Origin of the sequence: Trichocoleus sp. FACHB-6 (assembly GCF_014695815.1) — a bacterium.
GTDB classification, from domain to species: domain Bacteria; phylum Cyanobacteriota; class Cyanobacteriia; order Cyanobacteriales; family FACHB-T130; genus Funiculus; species Funiculus sociatus.
In genome coordinates, this window is sequence record NZ_JACJOY010000069.1 from 1 (window position 1) to 26,753 (window position 26,753).

20 protein-coding genes and 3 pseudogenes are annotated in these 26,753 nt (G+C 42.6%); 16 read left to right on the forward strand and 7 right to left on the reverse strand.

What is annotated here, in order from left to right:
- Positions 1-138 precede the first annotated feature (138 nt).
- From H6F66_RS13045 to H6F66_RS13105, 13 genes and pseudogenes are all read left to right on the forward strand, one after another.
- A pseudogene (locus H6F66_RS13045) lies at positions 139-690 on the forward strand (transposase family protein); the annotation flags it as partial.
- A gap of 311 nt (positions 691-1,001) precedes the next feature.
- Positions 1,002-1,715: a heterocyst development glycosyltransferase HepC gene (gene hepC / locus H6F66_RS13050; RefSeq protein WP_190421877.1), complete on the forward strand. Its 714-nt coding sequence runs from the start codon at positions 1,002-1,004 to the stop codon at positions 1,713-1,715.
- A 306-nt stretch (positions 1,716-2,021) separates the two neighbouring features.
- Positions 2,022-3,872 carry a heterocyst formation ABC transporter subunit HepA gene (gene hepA, locus H6F66_RS13055; protein ID WP_190421879.1) on the forward strand — a complete coding sequence of 617 codons (1,851 nt, stop codon included), beginning with the start codon at positions 2,022-2,024 and terminating at the stop codon, positions 3,870-3,872.
- Between the two features lie 61 nt (positions 3,873-3,933).
- The gene (locus H6F66_RS13060) at positions 3,934-4,806 is read left to right on the forward strand and encodes an FkbM family methyltransferase (RefSeq protein ID WP_190421881.1); all 873 of its coding nucleotides are present in this window, start codon (positions 3,934-3,936) and stop codon (positions 4,804-4,806) included.
- Between the two features lie 124 nt (positions 4,807-4,930).
- Positions 4,931-5,944 carry a glycosyltransferase gene (locus tag H6F66_RS13065; RefSeq protein WP_190421883.1) on the forward strand — a complete coding sequence of 338 codons (1,014 nt, stop codon included), beginning with the start codon at positions 4,931-4,933 and terminating at the stop codon, positions 5,942-5,944.
- A gap of 8 nt (positions 5,945-5,952) precedes the next feature.
- Positions 5,953-7,017, forward strand: coding sequence for a glycosyltransferase family 2 protein (locus H6F66_RS13070; protein WP_190421885.1), 1,065 nt, complete (start codon positions 5,953-5,955; stop codon positions 7,015-7,017).
- Between the two features lie 32 nt (positions 7,018-7,049).
- Positions 7,050-8,066, forward strand: a complete 1,017-nt coding sequence (locus tag H6F66_RS13075) for a glycosyltransferase family A protein (RefSeq protein WP_190421887.1) — start codon at positions 7,050-7,052, stop codon at positions 8,064-8,066.
- 94 nt (positions 8,067-8,160) lie between these two features.
- On the forward strand, positions 8,161-9,696 hold the full coding sequence (locus tag H6F66_RS13080) for a class I SAM-dependent methyltransferase (protein WP_190421889.1): 1,536 nt from the start codon (positions 8,161-8,163) through the stop codon (positions 9,694-9,696).
- Between the two features lie 320 nt (positions 9,697-10,016).
- Positions 10,017-11,267 (forward strand): glycosyltransferase family 4 protein, encoded by a 1,251-nt coding sequence (locus tag H6F66_RS13085; protein WP_190421891.1) that lies wholly within the window; start codon positions 10,017-10,019, stop codon positions 11,265-11,267.
- A 90-nt stretch (positions 11,268-11,357) separates the two neighbouring features.
- Positions 11,358-12,530, forward strand: coding sequence for a glycosyltransferase family 4 protein (locus H6F66_RS13090; RefSeq protein WP_190421893.1), 1,173 nt, complete (start codon positions 11,358-11,360; stop codon positions 12,528-12,530).
- Between the two features lie 17 nt (positions 12,531-12,547).
- Positions 12,548-13,552, forward strand: a complete 1,005-nt coding sequence (gene galE / locus H6F66_RS13095) for a UDP-glucose 4-epimerase GalE (protein ID WP_190421896.1) — start codon at positions 12,548-12,550, stop codon at positions 13,550-13,552.
- A 56-nt stretch (positions 13,553-13,608) separates the two neighbouring features.
- A complete protein-coding gene (locus tag H6F66_RS13100; protein WP_190421898.1) occupies positions 13,609-14,733 on the forward strand; it encodes a glycosyltransferase family 4 protein in 1,125 nt (374 codons plus the stop codon).
- A gap of 115 nt (positions 14,734-14,848) precedes the next feature.
- Positions 14,849-16,480: a glycosyltransferase family 39 protein gene (locus H6F66_RS13105; protein ID WP_190421900.1), complete on the forward strand. Its 1,632-nt coding sequence runs from the start codon at positions 14,849-14,851 to the stop codon at positions 16,478-16,480.
- 38 nt (positions 16,481-16,518) lie between these two features.
- Here H6F66_RS13105 and H6F66_RS13110 read toward each other — a convergent pair.
- A pseudogene (locus tag H6F66_RS13110) lies at positions 16,519-16,716 on the reverse strand (transposase); the annotation flags it as partial.
- A gap of 83 nt (positions 16,717-16,799) precedes the next feature.
- Between H6F66_RS13110 and H6F66_RS13115 the strand changes: the two are divergent.
- Genes H6F66_RS13115 through H6F66_RS13125 form a run of 3 tightly spaced genes read left to right on the forward strand, consistent with a single transcriptional unit; the run spans position 16,800 to position 20,012 of the window.
- On the forward strand, positions 16,800-17,555 hold the full coding sequence (locus tag H6F66_RS13115) for a hypothetical protein (RefSeq protein ID WP_190421902.1): 756 nt from the start codon (positions 16,800-16,802) through the stop codon (positions 17,553-17,555).
- Between the two features lie 54 nt (positions 17,556-17,609).
- Entirely contained in the window at positions 17,610-18,563 is a 954-nt protein-coding gene (locus H6F66_RS13120; RefSeq protein WP_190421904.1) for a glycosyltransferase family 2 protein, read from the forward strand.
- Between the two features lie 42 nt (positions 18,564-18,605).
- Positions 18,606-20,012, forward strand: coding sequence for an O-antigen ligase domain-containing protein (locus H6F66_RS13125; protein WP_190421906.1), 1,407 nt, complete (start codon positions 18,606-18,608; stop codon positions 20,010-20,012).
- Positions 20,013-20,042: 30 nt separating this feature from the next.
- On the opposite strand, the gene H6F66_RS13130 is transcribed toward H6F66_RS13125, so the two are convergent.
- The 6 genes and pseudogenes from H6F66_RS13130 to H6F66_RS13155 all read right to left on the reverse strand — a co-directional run.
- Complete coding sequence (locus tag H6F66_RS13130) at positions 20,043-21,110, reverse strand: glycosyltransferase family 4 protein (RefSeq protein WP_190421908.1); 1,068 nt, start codon at positions 21,108-21,110, stop codon at positions 20,043-20,045.
- 102 nt (positions 21,111-21,212) lie between these two features.
- Positions 21,213-23,426 carry a hypothetical protein gene (locus H6F66_RS13135; RefSeq protein ID WP_190421910.1) on the reverse strand — a complete coding sequence of 738 codons (2,214 nt, stop codon included), beginning with the start codon at positions 23,424-23,426 and terminating at the stop codon, positions 21,213-21,215.
- Between the two features lie 41 nt (positions 23,427-23,467).
- Complete coding sequence (locus H6F66_RS13140; protein ID WP_190421912.1) at positions 23,468-23,629, reverse strand: hypothetical protein; 162 nt, start codon at positions 23,627-23,629, stop codon at positions 23,468-23,470.
- A gap of 411 nt (positions 23,630-24,040) precedes the next feature.
- The gene (locus H6F66_RS13145; RefSeq protein WP_190421913.1) at positions 24,041-25,183 is read right to left on the reverse strand and encodes a glycosyltransferase family 4 protein; all 1,143 of its coding nucleotides are present in this window, start codon (positions 25,181-25,183) and stop codon (positions 24,041-24,043) included.
- A 48-nt stretch (positions 25,184-25,231) separates the two neighbouring features.
- The gene (locus H6F66_RS13150) at positions 25,232-26,377 is read right to left on the reverse strand and encodes a glycosyltransferase family 4 protein (RefSeq protein WP_199295303.1); all 1,146 of its coding nucleotides are present in this window, start codon (positions 26,375-26,377) and stop codon (positions 25,232-25,234) included.
- Between the two features lie 284 nt (positions 26,378-26,661).
- Positions 26,662-26,753, reverse strand: a pseudogene (locus H6F66_RS13155) (IS5/IS1182 family transposase); the annotation flags it as partial.

Sequence of the window (26,753 nt, forward strand, 5' to 3'; positions counted from 1 at the left end):
CAAGGATTTCCCATTCTTCATCGGTGAGGTCACTGGAATACGGCATCGGAGCAGGGTGAGACGGCTTTGAGTACCTTAATTTAGGCTCCGTAAGATGTCAAATGGGTTCTATAGTACATCGGGTTGAAACTACGAAAGGTTAGTTCGGGCAAGTTTCGTCTAGGAGGAAAAAAGTCCTTGTTGACTTCATCACAGAAACCGAAAACGGTTGTGATGGATGTGACGGAGAGTCAAATTGAGCGCCCTAAGCACGGACAAAAACGCTTTTACAGTGGTAAACAAAAACGACATACTCTTAAATATCAATTGGTAATTGACCTGACAACGCTGGAAATTCGTTGTGTTGTCAATGGTTCAGGTCGTCAACACGACTACAGACTATTTGTAGACAGCAAGGTACGTTTTCACCCCGATACAGAAAGCTTGGAAGATAGCGGTTATCAAGGAATTTCTAAGTTACATGCCAACTGTTGCTTGCCTCACAAAAAACCCAGAGGTGGTAAATTAACCAAACCGCAAAAGCAGTCCAACCGTGCTCTGGCTTGTCGTTGAGTAGTGATTGAACATATCAACCGCCGTTTAAAAGTGTTTCGCATTTTGAGTCAGCGCTACCGCAATCGGAGAAAACGATTTGGCTGGCGTTGCCACTTAATTGCTGGGATTTATAACTACGAACTTCAGAAAGCGTAAATTTCTCTGTTTGCTTAGTTAACCCCTCACAATACCATAAAGCTTTTTTGCAAGAGGTCTATTCTTTTGCAAGAGACGAGAGGCATCTACATAAATAGGGGCTTACACAAGTTGCCTGTTAAGCTCTCAGCAGTACCTACCTTTTTAGAGAGAGGTTTTTTTTACAAGGCGAACTTTGCAGCGTTATCTTCTAAGTCGCCACTAAGCCAAATGGCTCAAATAAATTAAGCCATTTGGCTGTAGCTAACGCATTTTAGAACAAATATCCTTCGATGGATAGAGTATGATTAAGTAAAATTACGTATTTCAATATGGGGAATTCAACTCTGTCAAAGTTAAAAAATGATTTTTCTGTGGAGCAGCACTTAGAGAATTACTTACCTCACTGTACTCTTAAGTGGCGACAGGGGCAGTTGTTCGTGAATCGGGGACAACAGAGCAAACAGCCCTATATCTATGCGTTTGAGAGTAAGCAACAGCTAGTACAGTGCTTGAAACAATCTCCAGTACGCCTGGTTCGGCTCGATCCAACTTTAGGTGAGGCAGTAGTGAAGCGCTGGGCAGATGCCTGTGAACAAGCAAATAAACCCGTGTTTCTACCAGGGGCTATTCAAAAACGCCCTAAAAGGCAAAGCCAGTTTAGCCGGCAGCGAAAGCAATGGATTGACTGGATTGCTGCCTTCGTTTTGTTGCTAGCACTGGGTCCAATTATGCTGGCAACAGCTATATTGATGTATGTCTATTCACCAGAGCCGATTTTCTCTAGGCAGTGGCACCTTACTCCACGAGGCAAATTCTTTCGGCTTCTCAAGTTTCGCACGGCGGTAGTTAATGATGATTCTCGTACTACATCTTTAATCCATTGGATGCGTAATTACAACGTTGATAAACTACCAACATTGTTTCACGTTCTACGGGGTGAGTTTAGTTTAATGGATTTATTAAAGCCTTTGACTGTGTCTGAAGCAGTGCAGTTCAGCTTGGAAGACTCACGAAAAGTCAGAGCGCCCTTGAGTAAGAATTGAAACAGCAAATTCTTATGATACTGAGCGACCGAAATGATTTGTTGCTGCCAAAGGAAACTATTGATGCAATTGGTTTATTGAGGAGCGCAATTTTTAAAAACTTAAGCAAGGCTTAAATTTTGTTAATTATAGCGATTCATATTTTGATGTACACTCTTGTCTTCCTTTCAAGCCGAAGCTCTGTAACTTATCCAAAAGAAAATCGCTATAGTCGCTTTATCATCTCATTTAGCCTTAAGCTAAGATTTTGGCTTATGTCAGCTTGCAAATTGCTAACAAGCTACACCTTTTTCTGTTGAAACACTCATGCTTCTCAAACTTTTCACTCCAGCCCGTAATTTGCTTAAGGCTACAAATTTCTGGAAAGACAACTATTTAATACTGCGAGAGTTTAAGCACTTTCGTAAAATTGCCATTCTAGCCCTTATTTTCTCGTTTTTAGCAGCAAGTTTTGAAGGGGTCAGCATTGGGCTTTTACTCTCTTTTTTACAAAATTTGACTGAGCCGAATGCTAAGCCAATTCAAATAGGAATTAATTGGTTTGATATCTGGATTTTGGGAGTTAATACATCTGCAACGAGTCGGCTTTATCGAATATCAGGGTTGATCTTCTTGAGCGTTTGGATTCGTTCACTCTTTAATTACTTATCTAACGTTTATATTGAAGTTTCTCAACTCAATTTATTGGCTCATCTTCGTCAACAGATTTTTGAACAACTTCAGGCTTTGAGCCTAAGTTACTTTGCGAAGACTAAGTCAGGTGAAATTGTTAATACTATCACGAGTGAGACTGAAAGGATTAAGTCCGTATTTAATGGATCTGCTTTTTTGATCACTAGGGCTCTAACCGTCTTAATATACGTACTCTCAATAGTTTGGATATCGTGGCAGCTTTCAATAATATCGGTGATGCTATTTAGCCTTCTGGTAGTAGGCTTATCAACCTTGAATAAGAGAGTGCGAGAGGCAAGTTTTGAAATTTCAAAAGCTAGCGGTTATTTTACCTCCACTGCTATGGAATTTATAAACGGGATTCGTACAGTTCAAGCCTTTGCTACTCAAGATTTTGAGCGTAAGCGTTTCTACCAAGCGACTTGGAATCTCGTCAGTACATCTGATAAAGTTGTCAAATTATCGGCAATGGTTAAGCCTCTTGCAGAAGGTTTGGCGACCACACTACTTGTTGGCATGATTATTATAGCTTTCACATTGTTTGTAGCTAAGGGAACCTTACCCGTAGGGTCATTGTTAACCTTTTTCTTTGTCTTATTTCGTCTTGTGCCAATCCTCCAAGATATTAATGGAGTAAGGGCGCATCTTGCCAGCTTGCAAGGTGCAGTAGAAAATATTAAAGAACTTCTAAGAACTGATAACAAAAAGTATTTCAAGAATGGTAAGACTGAGTTTCTCGGCTTAAATCACTCAATTGACTTAGTATCTGTAGATTTTGCTTACGATACTAGTAATTTAATTTTAAATAATATTACGTTAACAATTAAGCGGGGACAAATGACAGCACTAGTTGGAGCTTCTGGTGCTGGCAAAACAACACTGGCTGATCTGATTCCACGATTCTATGACCCAACACAAGGTCAGGTTCTCATCGATGGACTTGATCTGCGCGAGATTGAGATCAACTCACTGCGCCGAAAGCTAGCAGTAGTGAGCCAGGATACCTTCATTTTTAATACTTCTGTCTGGAACAACATTGCCTACGGTACAGAAAGGGCAACTGAAGCAGCAATTGAAGAAGCCGCTCGACAAGCAAATGCTCTGGAATTTATCCAAGAGATGCCTGAAGGTTTTGAGACTGTACTCGGAGATCGAGGAGTAAGGCTGTCTGGGGGTCAACGTCAGCGAATTGCGATCGCTCGTGCTTTGTTACGTAATCCAGACATTTTAATTTTAGACGAGGCAACCAGCGCTTTAGACTCTGTATCTGAGCGATTGATTCAGGACTCGTTGGAGAAACTTTCTGTCGGACGCACCGTGATCGCGATCGCCCACCGCTTATCGACAATTGCCAAAGCAGATAAGGTGGTGGTGCTTGAACAGGGACGCATTGTGGAACAGGGGAAATATCAAGAATTGCTAGAACGGCGCGGCAATCTCTGGAAGTATCATCAAATGCAACATGAGCTGGGGAAAGTTGAGTAGAGCCAAAAGCGTATAAAGCCAGTCTAAAAAATTACTAAAAAACCCATAAAAGGGAATCTCAATGAAAATTGATGTTGATACTTCGTTAAACTACTCAAACAAATATTCAAAAATATACATAAATTATTTGTTTACAAATCTTGTAAAAATTTTAATTAAGCCACAACAATGGAAAGAACAATTATCTAAATTTAAAACGAATCTTGCTTTATTTAAACTAACTAAAACCAAGCGTTATACTCTAGTCCATACTAATGTCTTTAGAAAAGATTTCGAGGTAGCAGATAGCATTTCTTTTTTATGGACTTATAGAGATATTTTTGAGAAGCAAATTTATAAATTTAAAAGCGATAATCAGAGTCCTTTAATTATAGACTGTGGTGCAAATATCGGATTAAGTGTTCTATATTTTAAACAACTTTATCCTGATAGTCATATTATTGCCTTTGAACCTGATTCTAAAATATTTGAAATTCTTAAAAAAAATGTGAATAATTTTGAATTTCACAATATTGAGATTATCCAAAAAGCTGTATGGAGTTCAGAAACAGTTCTAGAGTTTATCTCGGAGGGAGCTGATGCTGGAAGAGTAGCTCATTCTGAGTCTGAAAGAAACAACTATCAAGTTTCAACAGTTCGTCTGCGTGACTATTTAGATAAGTCGATTGATTTGCTTAAAATAGATATTGAAGGGGCTGAAATTGAAGTAATTAAAGACTGCTACGATCTGTTTTTTAATGTAAAAAAATTGTTTGTTGAATATCACTCATTTGTTGATTGCCCTCAACATCTAGACACTTTGCTTAAGCTTTTAAGGGAATCCGGGTTTAGAATCTATATTCAAGAAACAAACAGTAATACTCAACCTTTCTTAGGCTGTAAAATTAATTTAGGAATGGATATGTTACTGAATATTTTTGCATTTCGCGAGTAATATAGCGTTTCTTAACGAAATGAGGAACACCAAAGCCTTTATTCAACAAGCATTTCAGCCTTTTCCTGTGTACCTTACTAGATTGATAACCGCTATATATTGAATCGCAACAAGGTAACTATTTATGAATGAACACAATCTTTATCGAAGTAATATTTCACCGATTCCCGAGGGTTTACCGCAACCTCTATGGTCGGTGATGATTCCCACGTACAATTGTGCTGAATATTTGCGCGAAACCCTTGGGAGTGTGCTGGCTCAAGATCTAGGCCCGGATCTGATGCAGATAGAAGTAGTTGATGATTGTTCTACTAAGGACGATCCAAAAGCAGTTGTTGAAGAATTGGGAAAAGGTCGTGTTAGCTTCTATCGCCATCCCCAAAACGTTGGCTATATCCAAAACTTTAATACTTGCCTACAGCGATCGCAAGGTCAACTCATTCATCTCCTACATGGAGATGATTGTGTACGCGATGGCTTTTACCGCAAGTTGCAGCAAGCATTTGACGAACAACCAGAGATTGGTGCTGCTTTCTGTCGCATCATCAAAATGGATGAACACGGGCATTGGAAAATGATTTACCCGCTAGAGCAACCCGATAGCGGTATCTACGTTGATGGGTTGCACCATATCGTTTCTCGTCATCCGATCGAAACACCTTCGATTGTGGTGCGACGTGCAGTGTATGAACACCTTGACGGCTTTGACAAGCGTTTTACCTGCTGTGCTGAGGACTGGGAGATGTGGGTACGCATTGCCGCACATTATCCAGTTTGGTATGAAGTGGAACCTCTTGCAATTTATCGTTCACACTCAGCATCGCTAACTGGGCGTTTCATTCGCACAGGTCACAATATTCGAGATACGTATATGGCAAGGGAAATTATTAAATCGTATCTGCCTGAAACAGCTATGAATGCACTTTCCAGAAGTAAAGAGCTTTGGGGATTGTGGGGACTGCACTGTGCTCGCAAGCTCCTTGCTAGACAACAGTGGACTGGTGCGATAATTCAAATTCGAGAAGTTCTCCGCTCTTATTGCTCCTTCAAGATCGTTATATCAATTATTCGGCTTGCTGTAGAGCTTGGACAGCAGTGGATTAAGGGCAATATTCAGAAGTTAACAAAAGCTTACTAGGAGCCAGCATGATCATCGATTACCAAAGTACCGGTCAGCATCGAGCAACAATTGCAGCAGTGCCTGAAGGCGTTAACCGTCCTTTATGGTCAGTGATGATCCCTACTTATAACTGTGCTGGCTATCTACGCGAGACTCTAGCTAATGTATTAGCACAAGCACCAGGACCAGAGGTCATGCAGATAGAAGTAGTTGATGATTGTTCTACTAAGGACGATCCAAAAGCAGTCGTTGAAGAGTTGGGAAAGGGTCGTGTTAGCTTCTATCGCCATCCCCAAAACGTTGGCTATATCCAAAACTTTAATACCTGCCTACAGCGATCGCGTGGTAAACTCATTCATCTCCTACATGGAGATGATTGTGTACGCGATGGCTTTTACCGCAAGTTGCAGCAAGCATTTGACGAACAACCAGAGATTGGTGCTGCTTTCTGTCGCATCATCAGAATGAATGAGCAGGGACACTGGCTCAATTTTACTGATTTGGAACAACTTCAGAGTGGCATTCTCAACAATTGGTTAGAACGCATTGCCGTCAGACAACGACTTGAAACTCCTGCGATGGTTGTCCGCCGTGAAGTTTATGAGAAATTAGGCAATTTTGATCGCCGTTTCACCTGTTCGGCAGAAGATTGGGAAATGTGGGTGCGGATTGCTGCACAATATCCAGTTTGGTACGAAGTTGAACCTTTAGCAGTCTATCGTAAACACTCTGCATCCCTTACAGGACACTCAAGGCGCATTGGAAAGAATATCCAAGACATACGTATGGCTATAAATATTGCGAAGCCCTACTTGCCTGAGCAAACAGCAGATAAACTCTCAAAGATCGCATTAAAACACTATGCCTTATATGCACTTGGACATGCTAGAAATTATGCCAAACTTAGTGATTTTAGTGCTGCAATGAGCCAAGTTAGAGAAGCGCTAAACTGCTCTACTTCACCAAAAGTGCTTTTCTCCCTCATAAAGTTATTTCCTCGCGTCGTATACTTCATGATTTTGTCAACCTTGCATCAAGATAAGCCTATAAGCACTCAACTTGAAGCTACACCCAGCCTTAATGCCAAGTAAAACCCAAACAATAAGAAGGATTAAATCAATTTATGGAGCCGCATCCTTATCGAGCAACAATTGCACCTGTACCTGAAGGAGTAGAGCGTCCCTTGTGGTCAGTGATGATCCCTACTTATAACTGTGCTGGCTATCTACGCGAGACCCTAGCTAGCGTACTAGCACAAGCGCCAGGGCCAGAGGTCATGCAGATTGAAGTTGTAGACGATTGCTCTACTAAGGATGACCCAGCTGCTGTGGTTGAAGAAGTAGGACAGGGTCGTGTTAGCTTCTACCGACAACCCGAAAATGGGGGATATATCAAAAATTTTGAAACCTGCTTGCAGCGATCGCGCGGGAAGTTGGTGCATTTACTTCATGGTGATGACTGTGTACGAGATGGCTTCTATCGCAAGCTACAAAAAGCCTTTGATGAAAAACCTGAAATCGGTGCGGCTTTCTGTCGCACTCTCAAAATGGATGAGCATAGTCACTGGCGAGATATTGAGCAACTAGAAGAGTCTGAAAGTGGCATTTTGAGCAATTGGTTGGAGCGAATTGCTGAAATACAACGAATTTCGACACCAGCAATGGTAGTGCGACGGGAGGTTTATGAAAAACTCGGAGGATTTGACTGCCGTATATCCTGTTGGGGCGAAGATTGGGAAATGTGGGTGCGGATTGCTGCACAATACCCAGTTTGGTATGAAGTTGAGCCGCTGGCAATCCGTCGTAAACATTCAACATCGCTTACAGGACGCACTATACGTGCTGGCAAAAATATCCAAGATGTGCGTAAGGCTATTGCAATAGTAAAGAACTACTTGCCGGAAAACAAAGCAGATAGGCTCTCAAAAACAGCATCAAGAAATTATGCCCTTTATGCTCTAACGTCTGCTAGACAATTTACTAACTTAGGTGACATTAGGGCGGCAATGAATCAAATCAGAGAAGCTCTGTTATGTTCATCTTCCCTAAAGGTAATTGCCTCTTCATTGAAGTTGCTGGCTTATGTATTCTACGTCGCTATGTTGTCAACATTGCGTCCTAGAAATACGAGTGCTTCCTAAAAAAGTTCGTTCAGTATTAACAGGATTCTCTATTAAACAAAAAAAAGCTTCAAATTAAGTTTCATAGAAAAATTTATTATTTTAACTTAAAACCATGACCGGGATTTCATCTAGTGAAATAGTTTTCCATCCTCACTCCATTGCCGATTATAAGATGAGGCTTTTTCAGTGGAGCGGAAAACTATATCGTGGAATAGGTTCTGAGCGAGCACCATTTTTTACACAATTATTTCAAGAAGGTGTTATCCAACAACTAGTAGAAAAAGGGCTTTTTATCGAGACTGAACTCACCCCCTTAAAAGTTAATGGGTTTGACATGGTAGTGAGCCATCGGTCAATACCTTTTACGTCGTATTCTATTGAATGGTGCCCAGCAATGATTAAGGACGCTGCCCTTACTCTTTTAGATGTTGCTATAGAAGTGGCGCGACGTGGCTTTGCTTTAGAAGATGGTCATCTAGGAAACGTATTATTTGATGGCTGCGAACCGTTTTTTGTGGATTTAGGTTCAATTAGACCTTTTGATGAATACGTACACTATTTTAGGTGGGATGCCTACGATCAGTTTTGCCAAGTTTGCCTTTACCCGCTTCTTCTCATGTCCCAAGAAAAAGATAAGGTGGCAAGACTGCTTATGGTTGATAATGAGGGCGTTCTCAAGACAGATCTATTGTTATTAACCCGAAGCTCGGGTTTGTCAAGACGGCTTTCCAATCCACCACTTGCTACACGTTTACAATTAGGTTTGATGCAAATCATGCCTCCTGAGCAGCTTAAATTTTTTAGAGAAAAATTTAAGTTTATTCAAGCCTCTCTTAATAAAAAAACAAAAGGATTACAAGAAGCAAAAGAACTACAAGAATCAAGCGAGTTGCAAGAATTAAATGAGTTACAAGAATCCAAAAAATCAAACCAGTATACCTCTTGTCTAGAAAAAATTACACAGAAATATTACTTAATTTCTTTAGAGAAAATCAGGCAAAATGTCCACAACATTACCTTACCCTGCTTCAAAACCCTGTTGCCTGGGGAGTCAGAAGCTTTCTCCTGGTCATCATGCCAAGATACATGGACAGCCAAACAGGTAAGCGTATACAAAACTCTCACTGAGTTACACCCCTCCTCCGTGCTAGACATAGGTTGCCATACGGGAGCGTATTCTAAGCTTGCTGCTAGTTTAGGAAGTCAAGTAGTAGCTTTTGATAAAGATCTGGCGTGTGTTACCCAACTTTATTACGACGCTCGTGAGAAAAAATTGCCGATTCTTCCCTTACTCATGGACTTTACACAACCTACCCCAGCTTATGGTTTGTCCAATTATCGATATGTTGCTGCTACTGAACGCTTTCAATGCGAGATGGTTCTGGCTTTGGGGTTAGTTCATCATATTGTATTTGAACAACATCCACAGTTCGAGCAAACTGTAGAGGGTTTTGCACTGTTCTCAAAGCGCTGGTTGCTTGTAGAATTCGTTCCGCTCGAAGATCCAGAATTAGCGGGATTTCGATCGCCTAGGCATTCTTGGTATATGCTTGAAAATTTTATGAACAAACTTAGTAAATGGTTTAGCAGCATCCATATTCTGCCATCTGACCCCGAACTGCGTGTTTTACTGCTGTGCGAGAAGTAAAACTCTAGTGAATTTATATGCTGGCTCGAAAAAATTTAAGTCGGCAATTTTAAAGTACAGCTTTGAAATTGATTACTTTTACCATGTCTCACAACCTGTTTATCGTTAGGCAATGTTAATTCTACAAACCTAAAGTTTTAAAACTTTGACTTTTAAGATGCCAGTAGTTCATATCACCAAATCCTTTGAGAAGTTGGTGATATTGCTTTTAAAAAGTATTTATCAGTAGTATACTAAGAACAGTTTAAGAACGAATTAAATCTGTCTATCTTTAGATTTTATAAAATACCTGGAGGGGTACATTTGAACCAAGAAAACCCATGAGCCAAGAAAGAACCAAAATTCTAATTCATCTTCCCTTTCCGCTCAAACCAATTAATACAGGCGCTAAGCGTAGAATTGTGGGGATATTAAAGTATTTCCAAAATCGAAAAGATTTTTTTTCGGTAGATGTAGTAGCTAGTAATGAATTTAGAAGTACTCTTTGGGACTCCAAACAAAAGCAAGAAATCCTTAACTTTGCCGAAAAACTATTTGTTTACGAATGCGAACGGAACTGGGTTGATTTTTTGTATTCTCGAAGCCAAAGCTTTTATTATCAAAAAATCTTACGAGAGCAGCTACCTGTTGATTCTAAATACTGCACCCCCCCCGGATATATTGAGTTCGTTAAAACTTTAGTGTCTCAACAGAAATATAATTTTATATTGATTAACTACCTAGAGTATGCTCATCTAGCTATTGAGTCAAAATCCTCTGTAGTTAAAAAATTGATTGATATGCACGATCTCTGCTGTGACGCTCGCTTAGCTAGAAAAAATATATCTCATTTGAAAGGGCTTAAATTTGACTACAAATCTAACTTAAGTCGAGAAATTAATCTCTTGAATAAATTTGATACTGTGCTGGCTAATTCTCAGCACGAAATAGCTGTTCTCATCTCACATCTTTCGTCTCAAAAAATCTACTTAATCCCACATCTAGTTGAAGATTCTAACCATTTCCTTAGCCTAGCTCCATATGTCTCTAGAGAGTTTAAGTACGATCTGTTGTTTGTTGGCGCTTGTTACCAACCTAATATAGATGGACTCAACTTTTTTCTGACATCCATTTTTCCCAAAATCATTGACGAGAAGCCAGATATTAAACTGGCAATTGTGGGAACAGTAACCCAATCTGTTCAAATTGATGCATTTTTAGAACCGAATATTGACTGTCTGGGATATGTTCCGGATTTATCCAATTTGTACTTAAATTCGAGATTGGTAATTTGTCCTTTACTAGAGGGTTCTGGAACCAAGGTTAAACTGCAAGAAGCAATGGCTTATGCAATTCCCGCTGTGACGACTACAACGGGTGCTTCTGGGTTGAACTTGATAGATGGTGTAAATGCCTTTATCACAGACGAACCAACTGTTTACGCTAACCAAATTATACGCCTACTTAAGGAACCCGAACTTGCTCAAAACTTTTCTAAAGAAGTTGGCATCACTTTTAAAAGTCATTACTCAAACTCAACGATTTATTCAAAACTCGATCGGCTCTTTGGCATCTTTCCCTCCTCAACTTGAATCCAGTTTATACAAGAACTCCAAGAGAAATCAATAAGTTCCCAGCTTTAGAAACAATTTTTATGGAAATATCTAGCTCTAAATCAGCTTATGAAAATCCTGCTCACTATTCATCACGATCTAAATCCTAATGCAGGGGCTTCTGGTGCAACGTGGAAACTAGGTCAGGAATATCAAAAGCTAGGGCATGAAGTAGAATACTACACATTTGATCGCCTTCCAGACAAATTACCAGGGCTGGTAAAGTCGATAATATTTCCTGGGTTTGTAGCCAGCCAGATATCAGCTCTTGTAAAGAAGCAAGCCGTCGATGTGGTTGATGCTTCTACCGGAGATGCTTGGATATGGGCGAAAATGCGCCGAAGCTCCAGAGAAAACTCCCCTCTTCTAGTAACCCGCAGCCACGGTCTTGAGCATAGTATGCACCTGGAAAATTTAGAGGAGGCTCGTCGGGGCAACTTGGACTTGAGTTGGAAGTATTCGCTGTATCATGGAGGCTTCCGGCTTTGGGAGGTCGCAACTTCCCTGCGCTATGCCGACCTGGTTTTGCTGCTCAATCACCGCGATGCAGAGTATGTCGTTGAAAAGTTGGGTGTCAATTCAGAACAAATGCACATCGTTGCGAATGGGATTCCAGAGGAATTTCTGAATCTCCCCTTCGAGCCGATGCCAGAAGCAGAGGATTCAACCATTTACATTGCCCAAGTGGGGAATTATATCGCTCGAAAGGGCATTAAGTATGGTGCAGCAGCCTTGAATGCAATTCTTGCTCGCTATCCCCAGCTGAAGATAAGTTTTTTAGGGACGGGTTGCTCAGAAGCAGAAGTCCATGCAGATTTCGAGCCTGCTATACGCGATCGCATCCAAGTCATTCCCCACTACAGTCACGAAGCACTACCCAACCTCCTGCGCGGACATCACATCAAGCTCTTTCCCACTCTCTCTGAAGGGTTTAGCTTGGCTCTCACTGAAACTATGGCTTGCGGTCTAGCGCCTGTAACGACAACAACACCGGGAGCAATGGAGATCGTAAAGAATGGGTACAACGGAATTTTAGTCCCGGCTCGCCATAGTCAGGCGATCGAGCAGGCTTTGGAACGGCTGGTTTTAGACCGCCCCTACCTTCAGCAGCTACGCCGTAATGCTTACGCTACCGCACAACGCTACAGTTGGGAGCGTATCGCCCGCGATAACCTGGCTTTTTATGAAGAAACTCTTAGTCAAAGAGAAGGACTTTCGGAACGGTATTTAAGTAAAGTTTAGAAAGAGAAGCGATCGCTATGCCCTCAAAAAAAACAACAATATTAGTCACGGGCGGCGCAGGTTATATTGGTGCCCATGCAGTTTTAGCATTGCAACACAGTGGTTATGAGGTAATCGTTTTAGACAACCTCGTTTATGGGCATCGAGATATTGTAGAAAAGATTCTTCAAGTGGAATTAGTGATTGGTGATACGAGCGATCGCCAACTGCTAGATCATATCTTTGCCACCCACAAAATTGAAGCGGTCATGCATTTTGCTGCCTATGCTTACGTAGGCGAGTCTATGGTCAGTCCTGCTAAATACTATCGTAATAATGTTGTCGGCACGCTGATTTTGTTGGAAGCAATGCTAGATGCATCAGTGCGGAAATTTGTTTTTTCTTCGACCTGTGCCACCTACGGCAGATCGGAGACAATTCCCATTCCCGAAACGCATTCCCAGCAGCCGATCAATCCCTATGGGGCAAGTAAGTTAATGGTAGAACGAATACTCAGAGATTTTGATACCGCTTATGATTTCAAATCAGTGACTTTTCGTTACTTCAATGCGGCTGGAGCCAATCCAACTGGTTTAATAGGAGAAAATCATACTCCTGAAACCCATTTAATTCCTTTGATACTGCTCGCCGCTTTGGGTAAACGCGAGTCTATTTCCATTTTCGGTACAGATTACTCCACTCCGGACGGCACTTGCATCCGAGATTACACTCACGTGACAGACATCGCTCAGGCTCACCTACTAGGACTTGAATATTTACTAAAGGGGAAGGATACAGACACCTTTAACTTAGGGAATGGCAATGGGTTTTCAGTTAGAGAAGTTATTGAAGCAGCCCGACACGTCACTCAACAAGAGATTCCCGTCGTAGAATACCCGCGTCGTCCTGGCGATCCATCCATTTTGGTTGGTAGCAACGATAAAGCTAGAAAAATTCTGGGTTGGTCTCCCCAATATTTAGATTTAAATCAAATTCTTACCCACGCTTGGCAATGGCATCAGCAGCAGCATGGCAAGCAATAAAGTTGTCATCATTCCTGATTACCACCACATGAGCTTACCTTAAGAAGTGTTTACCTATGAAGCTTTGCATTGTTACTCACAGAGTCGTAGTCGGTGATGGTCAGGGTCGGGTAAACTATGAAGTTGCCTGGGAAGCGATTCGTCGCGGTCACCACGTTACGTTAGTGGCAAGTAGTGTAGCTCCGGAACTGCAACAGCACAGCCATGTTAATTGGATTTTTATTCCAGTGAAAGGGTATCCAACGCAACTTTTCCGCGAAATGGCTTTCTCTATGCAAAGTGGGTTGTGGTTGCTTAAGCACCAAAAAGAATTTGACCTAATAAAAGTCAACGGTGCAATTACTTGGGTTAAGGGAGATGTCAATGCAGTCCATTTTGTCCATAGTTCCTGGTTACGTTCGCCAGTCAATCTTTCAGAACAGCATGCGAGCTTGCGTAGCACTTATAACTGGTTCTACACCGCTTTGAATGCTGATTGGGAAAAGAAAGCCTTCAGTCAGGCGAAAGCGATCGTAGCGGTATCGAAGCAGGTAGAGAAGGAACTGTTAGAAATTGGTGTACCGCCAGAACGCATTCGGGTAATTTTGAACGGTGTAGATTTACAAGAGTTTTCCCCTGGGGAGGCTAAACGTCAAACCTGGGGTTTGCCTGAGGGTGTGACCCTTGCACTGTTTGCAGGAAATGCTCAAACCCCTCGTAAAAATTTGGATACAGTAATACGTGCCTTGGCACAGGTTCCTGAGTTGCATCTGGTAGTTGCAGGAACAACGACAGGGACGACCTATCCACAGTTAGTCGTCTCACTAGGGTTGAGTAAAAGGGTGCATTTTCTGGAACACCGAACTGATGTCCCCATGCTCATGAAAGCAGTGGATTTTTTGGTCTTTCCATCCCGTTATGAGACGTTTGGTCTAGTGGTTATTGAAGCGATGGCTTCAGGATTACCTGTCATTACGGCGGTGACTACGGGTGCTGCTGAAATTATCACACCAGAGAGTGGGATTGTCTTGCCTGACCCGGACGACATCCAAGGTTTAGCACAGGCACTCACCTTACTAACAAGCGATCGCGAGAAACGCCATCAAATGGGTCAAGCCGCTAGAACCATAGCCCAAAAGTATAGCTGGGCGAATATGGCGCAGACTTATCTAGATTTATTTGAGGAGTTCAACCAGTCCTGACAATCTCAAATTTTCATCCTCGGTTATCGTCGCCTTAAAAGCTTAATAAGCTACCTAGAAGCGCTCAAAAATTCAACTCGTTTTCATGATTGATTAAATAATTAGGTACTAAACAATGAGAAGTTTGACAAGGTACGAAGAGCAAATATCTCGGTATTCAAAATTTATTTTACTCGGTATTTTATTGGCTGGCTTGCTACTACGTCTCTATGGAGTTACATCTAATCTACCTGATATTTACAGTAATGGTGAAGCCGGACGAGTTAGCAATGCTGTAGAGATGTTAGCCAATCGTGATTTGAATCCTCACTGGTTTGGTCATCCAGGAACTACTGTTATTTACTTACTAGCTTTTGTATATATCTTATTTTTTCTAGGAGGTAGAGTCCTAGGGATTTTTGCTAGTGCTGATGACTTTAAAGCACTTTACTTTCAAGATCAAACTATTTTTTTCTTGAGTGGGCGTCTTCTCGGTGTCTTCTTTGGTATTGTCACAATTGGGCTAGTCTACTTAGTCGGCAGGAAAATTTTTAATAAAACAGTAGGTTTAGTAGCAGCCACTTTAATTGCTATCACTCCTATCCATGTCTCAGGTTCGCAGATAGCGCGAATGGACAGTTTAATGCCTTTGCTTTTGACTCTTTCATTTTGGTTTTGTTTAAAAATTCTTGAGAAAAATAAACTATTAGACTATGTCTTAGCTAGTTTCTTGCTAGGTCTAGCTATCGTAACTAAATACCCTGCTGTTGTTTTTGCCCCAACTATTATTTTGGCATTTTTTCTTAGTCAAGGCTGGCTTAAGCAAGGGCTTATTAAAGTATTCAGCAGTATCGCGGCTTGTATTTTCGGAGCTTTCATAAGCTCTCCTTTTCTATTTATAGATTTTCAGCAGGTGCTGATTGATGTAGCAAAAGAAGCAAGATCGGAACAAGTTAGCGTAACAGGAGGTGGACTGATTAATAACTTGAGATGGTATATAGAAAATCCTCTTGTAAACTCTTTTTCGATTTATGGAATTATATTGTTGAGTATTGGTTTTTTATGCTGTGCCTACTTCAGAAAAAAAGAGGAATTAATACTAATTCTCTTTCCTGCTTTATTTTTATTATTTATATCTTCCCTAAGTTTAAGGTGGAACCACTGGGTTCTTCCTATTCTTCCTTTCAGTTGTATAATACTTGCTTGGGCTATTTATAAGCTATCTGAGTTAGCTAATAAATCCTTCAGAAAAGCAGGAACTTGGATATTTTTGTTTTCTCTTTGTATTATTCTTGTTTCTCTTTCAAGTGCGAGTCTTGCACAAGGTCGTGAAGCTTCTGGAACCGACACAAGAATTCAGGCGGAACGATGGATAACTAGTAACATTCAAAGCGGAAGTTCTATTTTAATAGAACCTTATGTTTCTAATTTTCCAAAAGACTCATTCAAATTATTTCAAATTGATCGCGATAAGCAAGGAGCTTTGTTCCAAATCGATCCTGATACTTATACGAGACATGCTAAACTCCGACCATTAGATATTGGTAAAATTGGAGAAATTGGAGATATTAAAGATGTTCAAGCCCAGGCTATTCAATACATGGTTATCAGCCATTGGTATGATTTGTATTTAGCGGAAAAGGAAAACTATCTAGAAATAGTTAAAAATTATCAAGGCCTTATGTCCTCTGCTCAAATGATTTATGAAGTTAATCGTGTTCCGAAAATTAATCGAGGTCCGAGAATTCGGGTTTATGAGTTTAAATAGTTTTAGAGGATGTTTGAAAAGTCAAAGCGAGTCAAAAATCATGCCAGTCGTCTGACCATGATACGAATCATCGCTATGTATATAAAACTCTCCGAAGTTTCCGGTAGCCTTTCATAATCTTTGCTCAAACGCCGACACCAATTGAGCCATCCAAATGTTCTTTCCACCACCCACCGTTTTGGTAAGAGTACGAAACCCTTCTTCTCTAAAGGTCTGAGAACAATTTCTACAATCCAAAGAAACATATCCATAACCTGAAGGGGCGACGAAATAGGCTCCCACTTTTAAAACATCCTCTTACATCTATGGAGATTAAAAAATGAAAATTCAATCAAGATTGTATTGGGGACAAGGCTTATTTAACAAGATAAGTCTCGGTGAGCTATATCTCATAGTGACTGTTTTGAATGTTCTTTTTCTGACCATATTATGGTTTTTATTCCCTGTTACAAGAATTGCCTTGGTGGAAGAGAATGAGTTTTTGGAGAATTTAACAACAATTTTCTATTTTGAGACCTTTGTGCTTGGTTTGATTTTTATTACCAAATTAAAGCATAAACAAGCTCGGAAGTCTTACCTAATTATCCCGTTATTAGGACTGCTTGCCGCCTTAGACGAAATTAGCTTTGGCTACCGGATGTTCTGGTTTCAAGCGCCTTTAGTTGGTGGAGTAAGAATTGATTCAATACATGATGTTTTCTTCTTGCTACTGATGACTGTTAAACCTATATTGAAGCAAAATCGAATAATTTTGCTTGTTGCTTTAGGAGTCTTCGTTTGTTCACTACTGATTGGATTGATTTGGGCAATCAGGCATTTACACGAGGTGAAAGAAACTATTCAACAAGGGCTAAAGAATTTAGTTTTAGCGTTCAACCATTACCCCCCATTATGCTTCTTGCTCGTCACTATAGGCTACGGTATCGTATCAATACTGTTGGATCTCGATATTTTCGTAGCTGATTTTTTGAAGTTCTTTGAAGAGTTAATTGAGATGAATGCTGGTTTAACTCTTTTGTTTAGTTGTTTTGCTATCCGTAGTAGCCGCCAAACTCAACTCAATAATTCTAGGTGATGCTTTAAGCTATGGAAAACGTTTTGTGGATTGATTCGAGGAACTAAGCCCGCCATGAAAATTACGGTTATCGTACCTACTTACCGTCGTCCAAAAGACTTGGTACGCTGCTTGGAGGCTTTAAAACAGCAAACTCGACCAGCTGATCAAGTCTTAGCAATCGTTCGCGATACTGATTCTGAAACTTGGACATTCCTGGCAACATTCAATCCTGACCTCCTGCCATTGAACACCGTAACCGTGAAAGTTCCGGGGGTGGTAGCAGCGATGAATGCAGGTCTTGATTTTGCAAAAGGGGAAATCATCGCCTTTACCGATGACGATGCTGCCCCACACAGCGATTGGTTAGCACGGATTGAAAATCACTTTCTATCCGATGAGCAGATTGGCGGCGTAGGTGGACGCGATTGGGTGTACCACGGTACACAATTAGAAGATGGTGAGTGTGAGGTAGTAGGTCAGGTAAATTGGTTTGGACGGATGATTGGCAACCATCACTTTGGCGTAGGTGCCCCCCGCGAGGTAGATCTACTTAAGGGAGTCAACATGAGTTTTCGCCGGACTGCTATTAAGGAACTACGCTTCGATCAGCGTATGCAAGGCACAGGGGCGCAAGTAAATTTCGAGATTGCCTTCAGCCTAGCGTTGAAGCGGGCGGGTTGGAAGCTAATTTACGATCCAAAGGTTGCGGTAGATCACTATCCAGCACAACGTTTCGACGAGGATCAACGCCGCAGTTTCAATAAGATTGCCTTGACCAATGCAGTACATAATGAAACCCTGATTTTACTGGAGCATTTACCTCGTGCAAATCGTGCTGTATTCCTCCTGTGGGCAATCTTAGTGGGAACGCGAGAGTCCCTCGGACTTGTGCAGTGCCTGAGGTTCCTACCTGGGGAAGGATTATTGGCAGGGCAAAAGTTGCTTGCCTCTTGGCGTGGGCGTTGGCAGGGATGGCGGACGTGGCAACAAGGCGATCGACCTAAAGACATGCAATACTTACGCTAACGGATGTTGTTTGATTAAGTACCTTCTTGATGGAGATACTAAATGAGTCACAGACAGGTACTTTCGAGTGGCTCGCCTCAAGACACTTCTCATCGGGAGCTACAACCAAAGCAGTCGAAGCCTGCTAGGACGGCAATACTGGGGCTAGTAATTTTTTCGAGCCTATGTATTTTAGGGGGAGGGACTGCCAAGATCCTGAATCTAGCCTTTCCAGTGGGAGCTTTTGCTGTAGGTGTGTTCCTATACCGACGCTATCCCCTCATCTACGTCAGTTTCACTTGGTGGATATTTTTCCTAACACCGTTCGTCCGTCGTTTGGCTGATTGGAGAAGCGGCTTTACTGATCCAAGTCCGATATTACTATCACCCTTTCTGGTGGCAATGGTGACCCTTGCTACGTTCTATCGGCACCTTCCCAGGTCATACCAGCAGGGCAGCTTCCCCTTTGTTCTGTCTTTTATAGGCGTGTTTTATGGTTTTCTCGTTGCGCTAATTAAGCTCTCGCCCGTCTCCGCCGTAATTTCTGTGCTGAACTGGTTACCTCCCATCCTGTTCGGTTTTCACTTGTTTGTGAACTGGCGAGATTACCCCTACTATCGCCGGAGTATTGAACGCACCTTTGTTTGGGGTGTGTTAGTGACAGGAGCTTATGGCGTGTATCAATACATTGTTGCACCTGAGTGGGATCGCACTTGGCTCATAGAGACGGAGCTATTTACTAGCATGGGTGATCCTGCACCTTTTGGAATGCGTGTGTGGAGTACCATGAACTCGCCTTTACCCTTTGCAACGGTGATAATAGCCGGTCTTATGCTGTTATTGACTAGCAAAGAAACTTTACGGGTTCCTGCCTCAGTGTTTGGCTACTTGGCACTCCTGCTAACATCAGTACGCACGGCTTGGGGAGCGTGGTTTGTGGCATTTATTACCCTTACCACTTCTCTCAAAGCGCATTTACAGATGCGTTTAATTATCACTGTCATGGTCATGGCAGTATTGGTTGTTCCTTTAGCCACTGTAGAGCCATTCTCTACAATCGTCCAATCTCGTTTTGCAAGTTTTTCCAATCTTCAGGGTGATCAGAGCCTCAATGACAGATCGGAACTCTACGAAAGACAACTCAGCGAAGCCCTAGGTGAGTTTCAAGGGATGGGAATTGGCGGGGCTGGTAGCATTGATAGTGGTATTTTAGATACGATTTTAAGTTTGGGCTGGTTCGGAACTGTTCCCTATTGGGGCGGGATGTTCCTATGCTTCTTAACGCTGTTCCAAAGCCGTGAGATTCGCTCTGATCCCTTTGCCAGTGCAGCCCGCGCTATTTGTTTTTCTTTCCTCCCAATGTTAGCTGGTGCAAACGTGACGGTTGCACTCGCTGGCATGGTTTTCTGGGGATTTCTAGGCATAGGCATGGCTGCCTGTAAGTACCACTTGCATCAAAATAAAAATTAAGTTTCACTGTTAAACGGTTGTAGACCCGCCTTAACTTGGATATGTTAACAATTCACGATACACCGCCAATGTTTCCTCATTGACACGCGAAACACTCAGGTAATCGAGGTTGTTTTTTGCTTGGTTTTTCCATTTGTGCAACAGGCTGGGGTCACTGAGTAATTGCGTCAGAGCGACTGCTAGACTTTGGCTATTTGATGGCGGAACTAACACGCCAGCTTGCCCTCCAGACAACGCTTCAGGAATGCCGTCTACATTGCTGGCAATAATGGCACAGCCTGCTTCACGAGCTTCCGAAAGAACAAGACCGAAAGGTTCACGGTGCGAAGCCAGGACAAAAATGTCAGTAGCTAACAGATACCGCTGCGGCTCAGACTGAAAGCCTTCAAAATGAATGCGATCGCTCACGGGTGTACTTTGTGCTTGTGCCTCAAACATTTCCCGATCGGGCCCGTTCCCCACCAGATAAAGATACGCATCTGGAAAATCCGCAGCAATTTGTGTGAAAGCCTCAATTAACTCAGCAATCCCTTTGCGCCGATACATCCCCGCCACAGTTGCGATCGCGGGTCGCTGTAGTAGCATCGGTTGGTATTCTTGCAGTTGGCGAGTGCGGGGGCTACCTAGTGTACCGTTATTGACTACTCGCAACTTGTTCTGAGGAATACCGCGCCGAGCCATTGACTGGGCAACCGCCTTACTGACAGCAATAACCCGGTCAGCCCAACCCATAAGCACTGCACTGCGCTGAAATTCATTATGGACTGTAGAGACGACAGCGTATCCAAATCCCGCTTTTAAAGCACGCGCTAGTACCACTCCTGTCATCATATGGGCATGGACGATATCAGGTTGAAACTCTTGCGCGATCGCCCGATAACCTCCAGTAGCCTTAAGCAGATTGATCGGTGTTCGCGTTTGATCGAGTTTGAAGTGCCTTACACCATAACGTGCCATTAATTGCTCATATTCTCCACCAGCAGAAGCGATAGCGACTTCGTGACCTGCTTTGGCTTGCAGACAGGCTAGATCGACTGCCACATTGACAATCCCATTTCCGATCTCTTGGACGTGGTTGAGAATATGTAGCACGCGCATCAAATACCTCTAAATTAGATAAGCGTAAAAAAAACGAAAATAGCTTTAGTTGAAAATTACATTGGATAAATGAGAATTTAACGTTGATTTTGCCGGATTTACTCAATTATTTGAGGCAAACCGATACATAATCACCTTGGCTTTCGCATCTTCCTCTACAAACACCACATATTCACCATTCGACCGACGATAGGCTCGTAAAGCGTAGGGGATATCAATCCAGCCACTCTCGCCTGCCACCTCTGGGCCGGGAGACAAAGTTTTAACAGTTGCTCCCGTCTCTGTGTCGTAGACATACACCTCGGCCGTTCTAGAAGTAACAGCAAAAACTCTATCTCCTACTACATCCATCGCTTTGATAATCAAAATCGGGTTGGCACTTGGATTATAAGGAAGACTGACACGCCAGCGCACTTTCCGGCTCTTGCTCCAGTCGTCGTAGCGCACAATCTCTGTGCCAACTATCCCCCATTCCTCACCAGCGTGTGGGCGATCGGCCGTATAGCCTCCGAGATACATGACATCTGTATCAGGGAAATACTTGATTCTTTCCAGCTTGTTGAAAGGCGTTGGCATGGGTATGACTTCCGAAGCACTGTCAATATAATTTGGACTGCCATAGGCATCCAATCCTTGATAGCGATAATGTCGTATCAAGCCCGACTTGGATGTTTGCCAGATGTCGCCCTTGCTATCAACCTCCCAACCCCAGATCGAACCATCTGCTGCACCTAAACTTTCATACTCATCGCTTTGAACCGAGCCATCGCCATTCTTGTCGCGCCATAACCAGCTTCCCATCGCTGGCTGATTGGTTGGCCATGTAGAATGCTCCCTGGCAAAGATGGCACTAGGAACTGCAATTTCTCCTTTCATTCGGTAGACGCTGAGCTGTTTGGCATACATCCCCGTGAGATAAAGAAAACGCTTTCCCTCAATCCGACGGACAAAAACCGATGCTGCTGAATGGTCTTCGTTGTGTAGTCGCGGATCGTCAGGGTAGCGGAACTTATCCACGGTATATGCCTTATAGCTCGATTCCTGACCACTTCCCTTGCTGTAGTCCATGATGAAATGTTCGTGCTTGGTGAACACGTCCACTCCATCAGTGGCAGGATCGGCATCGGCATTATCCACGAATTGCAAACCCAGTAATTGCCATTGCAGCTCTCTCAAACGCGAGAATTTCCTCAAATCAGTTCCTGAACTGCCAAAACCATCATTGCTAACGTAGATATTCCCCGCCGCATCCGTACCCACTCCTGTTATACCGTTGAGTTTAAACGCTCCAACTTCTCCCGGAGTGCCAGAATAGATGCCACCTTCGTCACCAAAAGTCCCAATCAACTTAGGGATTCGTGAGATATTATAAATCAGCACCTGCTGACGGGGTCCATTTTCCGCGACCAACAGTCTGCCTTTATTATCAATAGCTAGGGCTGTAGGGTCTACAACATCCGTAATTTTTTTAGACAACAAAGTTCCTGTCTTGGAATAGTTCAGAATTTTGGGAGGATTACTAGCATCTTTGGCTTGAATAATCCATAAGTTTCCCTGACTATCAACAGCCATCTGCTGGGGGCGATCGACTGACCAACTGCGTAGCTCTGCCATAGTTTCGGCATCGTAGACGCGAATGCGGTTGGCAGCACTATCACTCACATAAAGCTCGTTGTTGGCGTTAGCTAATCCAGTTACTGGGCTAGAGGTGCTAACAATTAACATACTCCCGTCATAGCCACGTCCGCCAGCGAAGGGTGCAGGCTCCCCAGATAAGTGGTAGCGTCTCACACAATACCAGTTTGGTTTAGAGCGAGGATAATCCTGCAATACCATCCTGTCTATTGGCCTCTGTGTCATGACGATATAAAGGTACTTAGCATTTGCCGTGACCGCTTCCCCTCCAGTTCTTCCCCATCCATGAAGATTACTAGCTTTGCCTATTGCATCTCCGTCTTGGTAAATTCCTGCCTCTCTACCCGCTTCATCCCACACGCTATTGGTATAAACCGTTCCGTCATTCCCTACGTACATTGCACTGATGTGAATTTGTACCCACTTTTCGCCACCGGCAAACGTGTTACCTATCCAAGATGTTTTGTAGGAGATAGTGGGCAATGCGTTTGAAGTTAGATACAGTCCAATAAAAGTAGAGACAATTAGTCCTGCAATCGCAAAGGCGAGGAAACTAATCTTGCAGCGCTGGTGATAATTCTCAATCTGCTTTAAATTCCTCAGTGACTGATTAATTTTTTGGAAGAATAATCCCTTCTCTTGCCACAGTTTGTGGGCTAACAACAATAATCTGTTTTTCATTATCTTAGTTGCGGTATTTTGAAGTCATCTATTCTAGAAGGTCAATAGGTGTTTCGGAGAGATGGGACTGAAGGAGCCGCATTGGTAAGATGCGAGTCGTTAAGCTGGATTGCCGCAGGGCAATCCAGCTTAACGACTCGCTTGACAACTTGATCAGATGGCGCGGGTGAGAGGACAATGATAGTTCTGAAAGGGAGGTTCATGGTGCAACTCCATCACCTGTAAAATCGAACTGATTGTGCGTTTGCCAGGTGCCACTACTTTCCTGATCTTGCTACCTTTTCTCCTCTTTAATATGGATAAAGTCGAGCTAAGAAGTCGAGGATCTGAAGTGCTGGCATCTCAAAACTCAAATAAGATTGCTATGAAAGCTTTCCTTACTCAATCAGTTGAATTAATTGCTCATAAGGGATACTTGGCACCTATTTTGCTTCTTTGGGGTTAGTTTACAAGTATTCCTGGATATAACTCACATCTCAAGCACCTAAAAAGGCATTTTTTACTTACCACATTTTTTGTCCTTTAGAGATGTCTTTGTTTTCAGGCTATTTCTCTCCTTTTACTCTTCTCAGAGTGACAGAAGACAGATATAGTTCTGAACATCCTGCAAAAACTTAGCTTAAAGCCCGGTATAGCAACTGAGCAATACGCTGATTAATGTTGGTCTGGTGAAAACGCTGAGTGGCTGTGTCGCGTGCATATTGAGCGATAGTCGCAGTATGTTCTGGTTGATTACGACAGGTGGTAATAACTTCTGCAAGTTGCTGTGGCTCCCCAGGCGGAACTAAAAAACCATTGATACCCGGTTCTACTATTTCGACAGCACCTCCCGATCCAGTGGCAACCACAGGTCTACCACACAGCATAGCCTCAACAATTACTCTTCCAAATGGTTCGGGTGCTGTTGAGGTATGGGCAACTAAGTCACAGACTGCCATTAACTGCGGAATATCTGAACGAAATCCTAAAAACCGAACCCGTTCCTCAAGCCCTAGGTCTGCTACTCGTTTGTGTAATTGCTGGACATACTCCTGCTCACCGAATAGGGCATCACCGACTAACATTGCTATTATGTCTTCAGGACAGTGAGCAAGTGCTTCGATTAAAATATGTTGACCTTTCCAAGGCGACAATCGGCTGAAGTGACCTACTATAAATCGTCCATCAAGTTCTAGCTGTTTCTTGAGCTGGCTAATGTTAGACGGATCGCTCTGATAGCCTTCAGGTTCAAAACCGTTGTAGACAACATGGGTTATGTCTGAACGTCCTCCTGCTTCTAGAAAGGCTGCTTGACTTGCTTGAGAGTTAGCAATAACTAGTGATGCAAAGCGATTTGCTAGGGTCACAGCTAGGCGTCGGTTGCTTTGGCTGAAGTGATCTGTAGATAGAATGTCATGCAAATGATAAACCAGAGGGCGACGGCTTAAAAAGCTAGCTAATGCCCCAACAACTAGAGCTTTTTGTGTGTTGGCGTAGATTAGATCGTATTCACGAGCTTTTTGAACGACCTGAGCAATCAGAGGCAGTAGCAAACTCACGCTGCCTAAACTCTGTGCCAAGCTGCTTTCTTTACGAATTTGTATTGGCTGAGTCGCTAAAACTTGAACTGGAATTTGCTGTTGCTCTAGTAATTGTCTAAAAGAGCCATCTGCAAATAAGCCTACTAAACAGCTATCTCGATAGGGTTTAGCAATATCGATTAGGCACAGTTCTGCACCACCTGGTTTTCCACTCTGGTCGAGAAATAGGATTTTCATCCGCTTACTTAGCTAAGAAAATTTTGCAGATCGTTATTGTTTTGATCTTTAGGCTAACAGCACTTGTCTAACCTTCTGCGCGATTTTTTGCCAATCGAAGTGTGTAGCAGCGTATTCCTGACACGCTTCTCTAGAAGGCATAGGTACTTTTCCAATTAGCAATTCTTCTAATCGCTCGGCAATCGCTGTTGTTTCTATAGAAGAAGCAATCAAATCCGGTGAAAACGGCTCTAAAATCTCTGGCATTCCACCCACAGGAGTACACAGCACCGGAGTTCCACAAGCGAGAGATTCCAGCACGGCTAATCCAAACCCTTCTAAAGACTGACTGGGCATCACGCTCAAGTCAGCGGCTTGGTAAGCTATAGGCAACTGTTTATCTGGTAAAAAACCTAGTAATCTGGCATGCTCATTTAAGCCCAGTTCCGTTGCTTGCTGCTCTAGATCAGGCTTTAGTGACCCTTTACCCGCGATCGCTAGCCAGACATCAGGAATTTTAGGCTTAATTGTAGCTATTGCTGTCAACAATTTATCTAGCCCAACTCGATGAACTAAGCGACGGGGGGTAAATAAAATCGGGCGATCTTGAGGCCAGTCGAGCTGTGCCCTCGCTTCTTGGCGGGATAAGTTGCATTGAAATCGTGATAAATCAACACCGCCGGGAATAATATGGATTTTGCTCCAAGGAACTTGATACTCTTGGTGCAAAATAGTGCCGAAAGCTTTGCTCAGGACAATAAAGCGATCGCAGCGATTGTAGACTCGTTGTTCAACCCAGTGCTTCAAAAAAACACTCAGTTTTCCGGCTCCCTCCTGTTCACTTTCTAATGCCCAAGGACCGTGAAAGGAAAACGTAATCGGCACCCCTGGTGGTAAAACCTGCAAGAGTGGAAGGCTATATAGTGCAAAATGCAGATTAATTGCATCGGGTTGGGAAGATTTTCGCCTCAAAAAATTGGAACGAATCAGCCAAAGCCGTTCCCACAGTCGATTATCCGGTTCAGATAAATTAGTTATTTTTATAGGAGAGTTGGTCTGAGTTTCTGGTAACCCTACTCCACACAACTCAACTCGATCTTGACCTGCTGCTAGTTGATGAGTAAGTTCATAGACGTATCGATCCAGCCCTCCCGGTGTTTCCGGAAACCACCCCAGACCAACACAAAGAATGTTTGCTGATATTTGGTCATTCAAATGTATAGCTCCATCAAGAAAGGGATTCCAATGTCTAAGCTATCAAAAATACATTGGTTGTGTAAAATGTTTAATTTATTAGTTGTTGATAACGAATATATCTGGCATTGTGCTAAATCACTTTACTCTTAATGTGGGAATTTTAATATTCTACTATAGAAATCCTATTGAGTTCCTAAAAAGATAGTAAAAGTGCCCTAAAATTTTACGGGTCTGATTATATTACTCTTCTATCACTCTAACAACTTTAAGCGGGAAATTTGAGAGGATGTCTGAGAAGTGTACTAAGCTAAGCGTCGTAACATCAAACGAATGTTTGCGATATAGATAAAAGCTTCCGACGTCTGCGGCAAAATTTCATAATCCTTAGAGAGTC

Coding starts and splice junctions, on each gene's coding strand:
- H6F66_RS13075 (WP_190421887.1), top strand. CDS start 7,050: ATGGAGCCGCATCCTTATCGAGCAACAATTGCACCTGTACCTGAAGGA.
- H6F66_RS13080 (WP_190421889.1), top strand. CDS start 8,161: ATGACCGGGATTTCATCTAGTGAAATAGTTTTCCATCCTCACTCCATT.
- H6F66_RS13090 (WP_190421893.1), top strand. CDS start 11,358: ATGAAAATCCTGCTCACTATTCATCACGATCTAAATCCTAATGCAGGG.
- H6F66_RS13085 (WP_190421891.1), top strand. CDS start 10,017: ATGAGCCAAGAAAGAACCAAAATTCTAATTCATCTTCCCTTTCCGCTC.
- hepA (WP_190421879.1), top strand. CDS start 2,022: ATGCTTCTCAAACTTTTCACTCCAGCCCGTAATTTGCTTAAGGCTACA.
- H6F66_RS13100 (WP_190421898.1), top strand. CDS start 13,609: ATGAAGCTTTGCATTGTTACTCACAGAGTCGTAGTCGGTGATGGTCAG.
- H6F66_RS13070 (WP_190421885.1), top strand. CDS start 5,953: ATGATCATCGATTACCAAAGTACCGGTCAGCATCGAGCAACAATTGCA.
- H6F66_RS13065 (WP_190421883.1), top strand. CDS start 4,931: ATGAATGAACACAATCTTTATCGAAGTAATATTTCACCGATTCCCGAG.
- H6F66_RS13130 (WP_190421908.1), bottom strand. CDS start 21,110: ATGCGCGTGCTACATATTCTCAACCACGTCCAAGAGATCGGAAATGGG.
- H6F66_RS13115 (WP_190421902.1), top strand. CDS start 16,800: ATGAAAATTCAATCAAGATTGTATTGGGGACAAGGCTTATTTAACAAG.
- H6F66_RS13135 (WP_190421910.1), bottom strand. CDS start 23,426: ATGAAAAACAGATTATTGTTGTTAGCCCACAAACTGTGGCAAGAGAAG.
- H6F66_RS13120 (WP_190421904.1), top strand. CDS start 17,610: ATGAAAATTACGGTTATCGTACCTACTTACCGTCGTCCAAAAGACTTG.
- H6F66_RS13105 (WP_190421900.1), top strand. CDS start 14,849: ATGAGAAGTTTGACAAGGTACGAAGAGCAAATATCTCGGTATTCAAAA.
- H6F66_RS13125 (WP_190421906.1), top strand. CDS start 18,606: ATGAGTCACAGACAGGTACTTTCGAGTGGCTCGCCTCAAGACACTTCT.
- H6F66_RS13140 (WP_190421912.1), bottom strand. CDS start 23,629: ATGAACCTCCCTTTCAGAACTATCATTGTCCTCTCACCCGCGCCATCT.
- galE (WP_190421896.1), top strand. CDS start 12,548: ATGCCCTCAAAAAAAACAACAATATTAGTCACGGGCGGCGCAGGTTAT.
- hepC (WP_190421877.1), top strand. CDS start 1,002: ATGGGGAATTCAACTCTGTCAAAGTTAAAAAATGATTTTTCTGTGGAG.
- H6F66_RS13060 (WP_190421881.1), top strand. CDS start 3,934: ATGAAAATTGATGTTGATACTTCGTTAAACTACTCAAACAAATATTCA.
- H6F66_RS13145 (WP_190421913.1), bottom strand. CDS start 25,183: ATGAAAATCCTATTTCTCGACCAGAGTGGAAAACCAGGTGGTGCAGAA.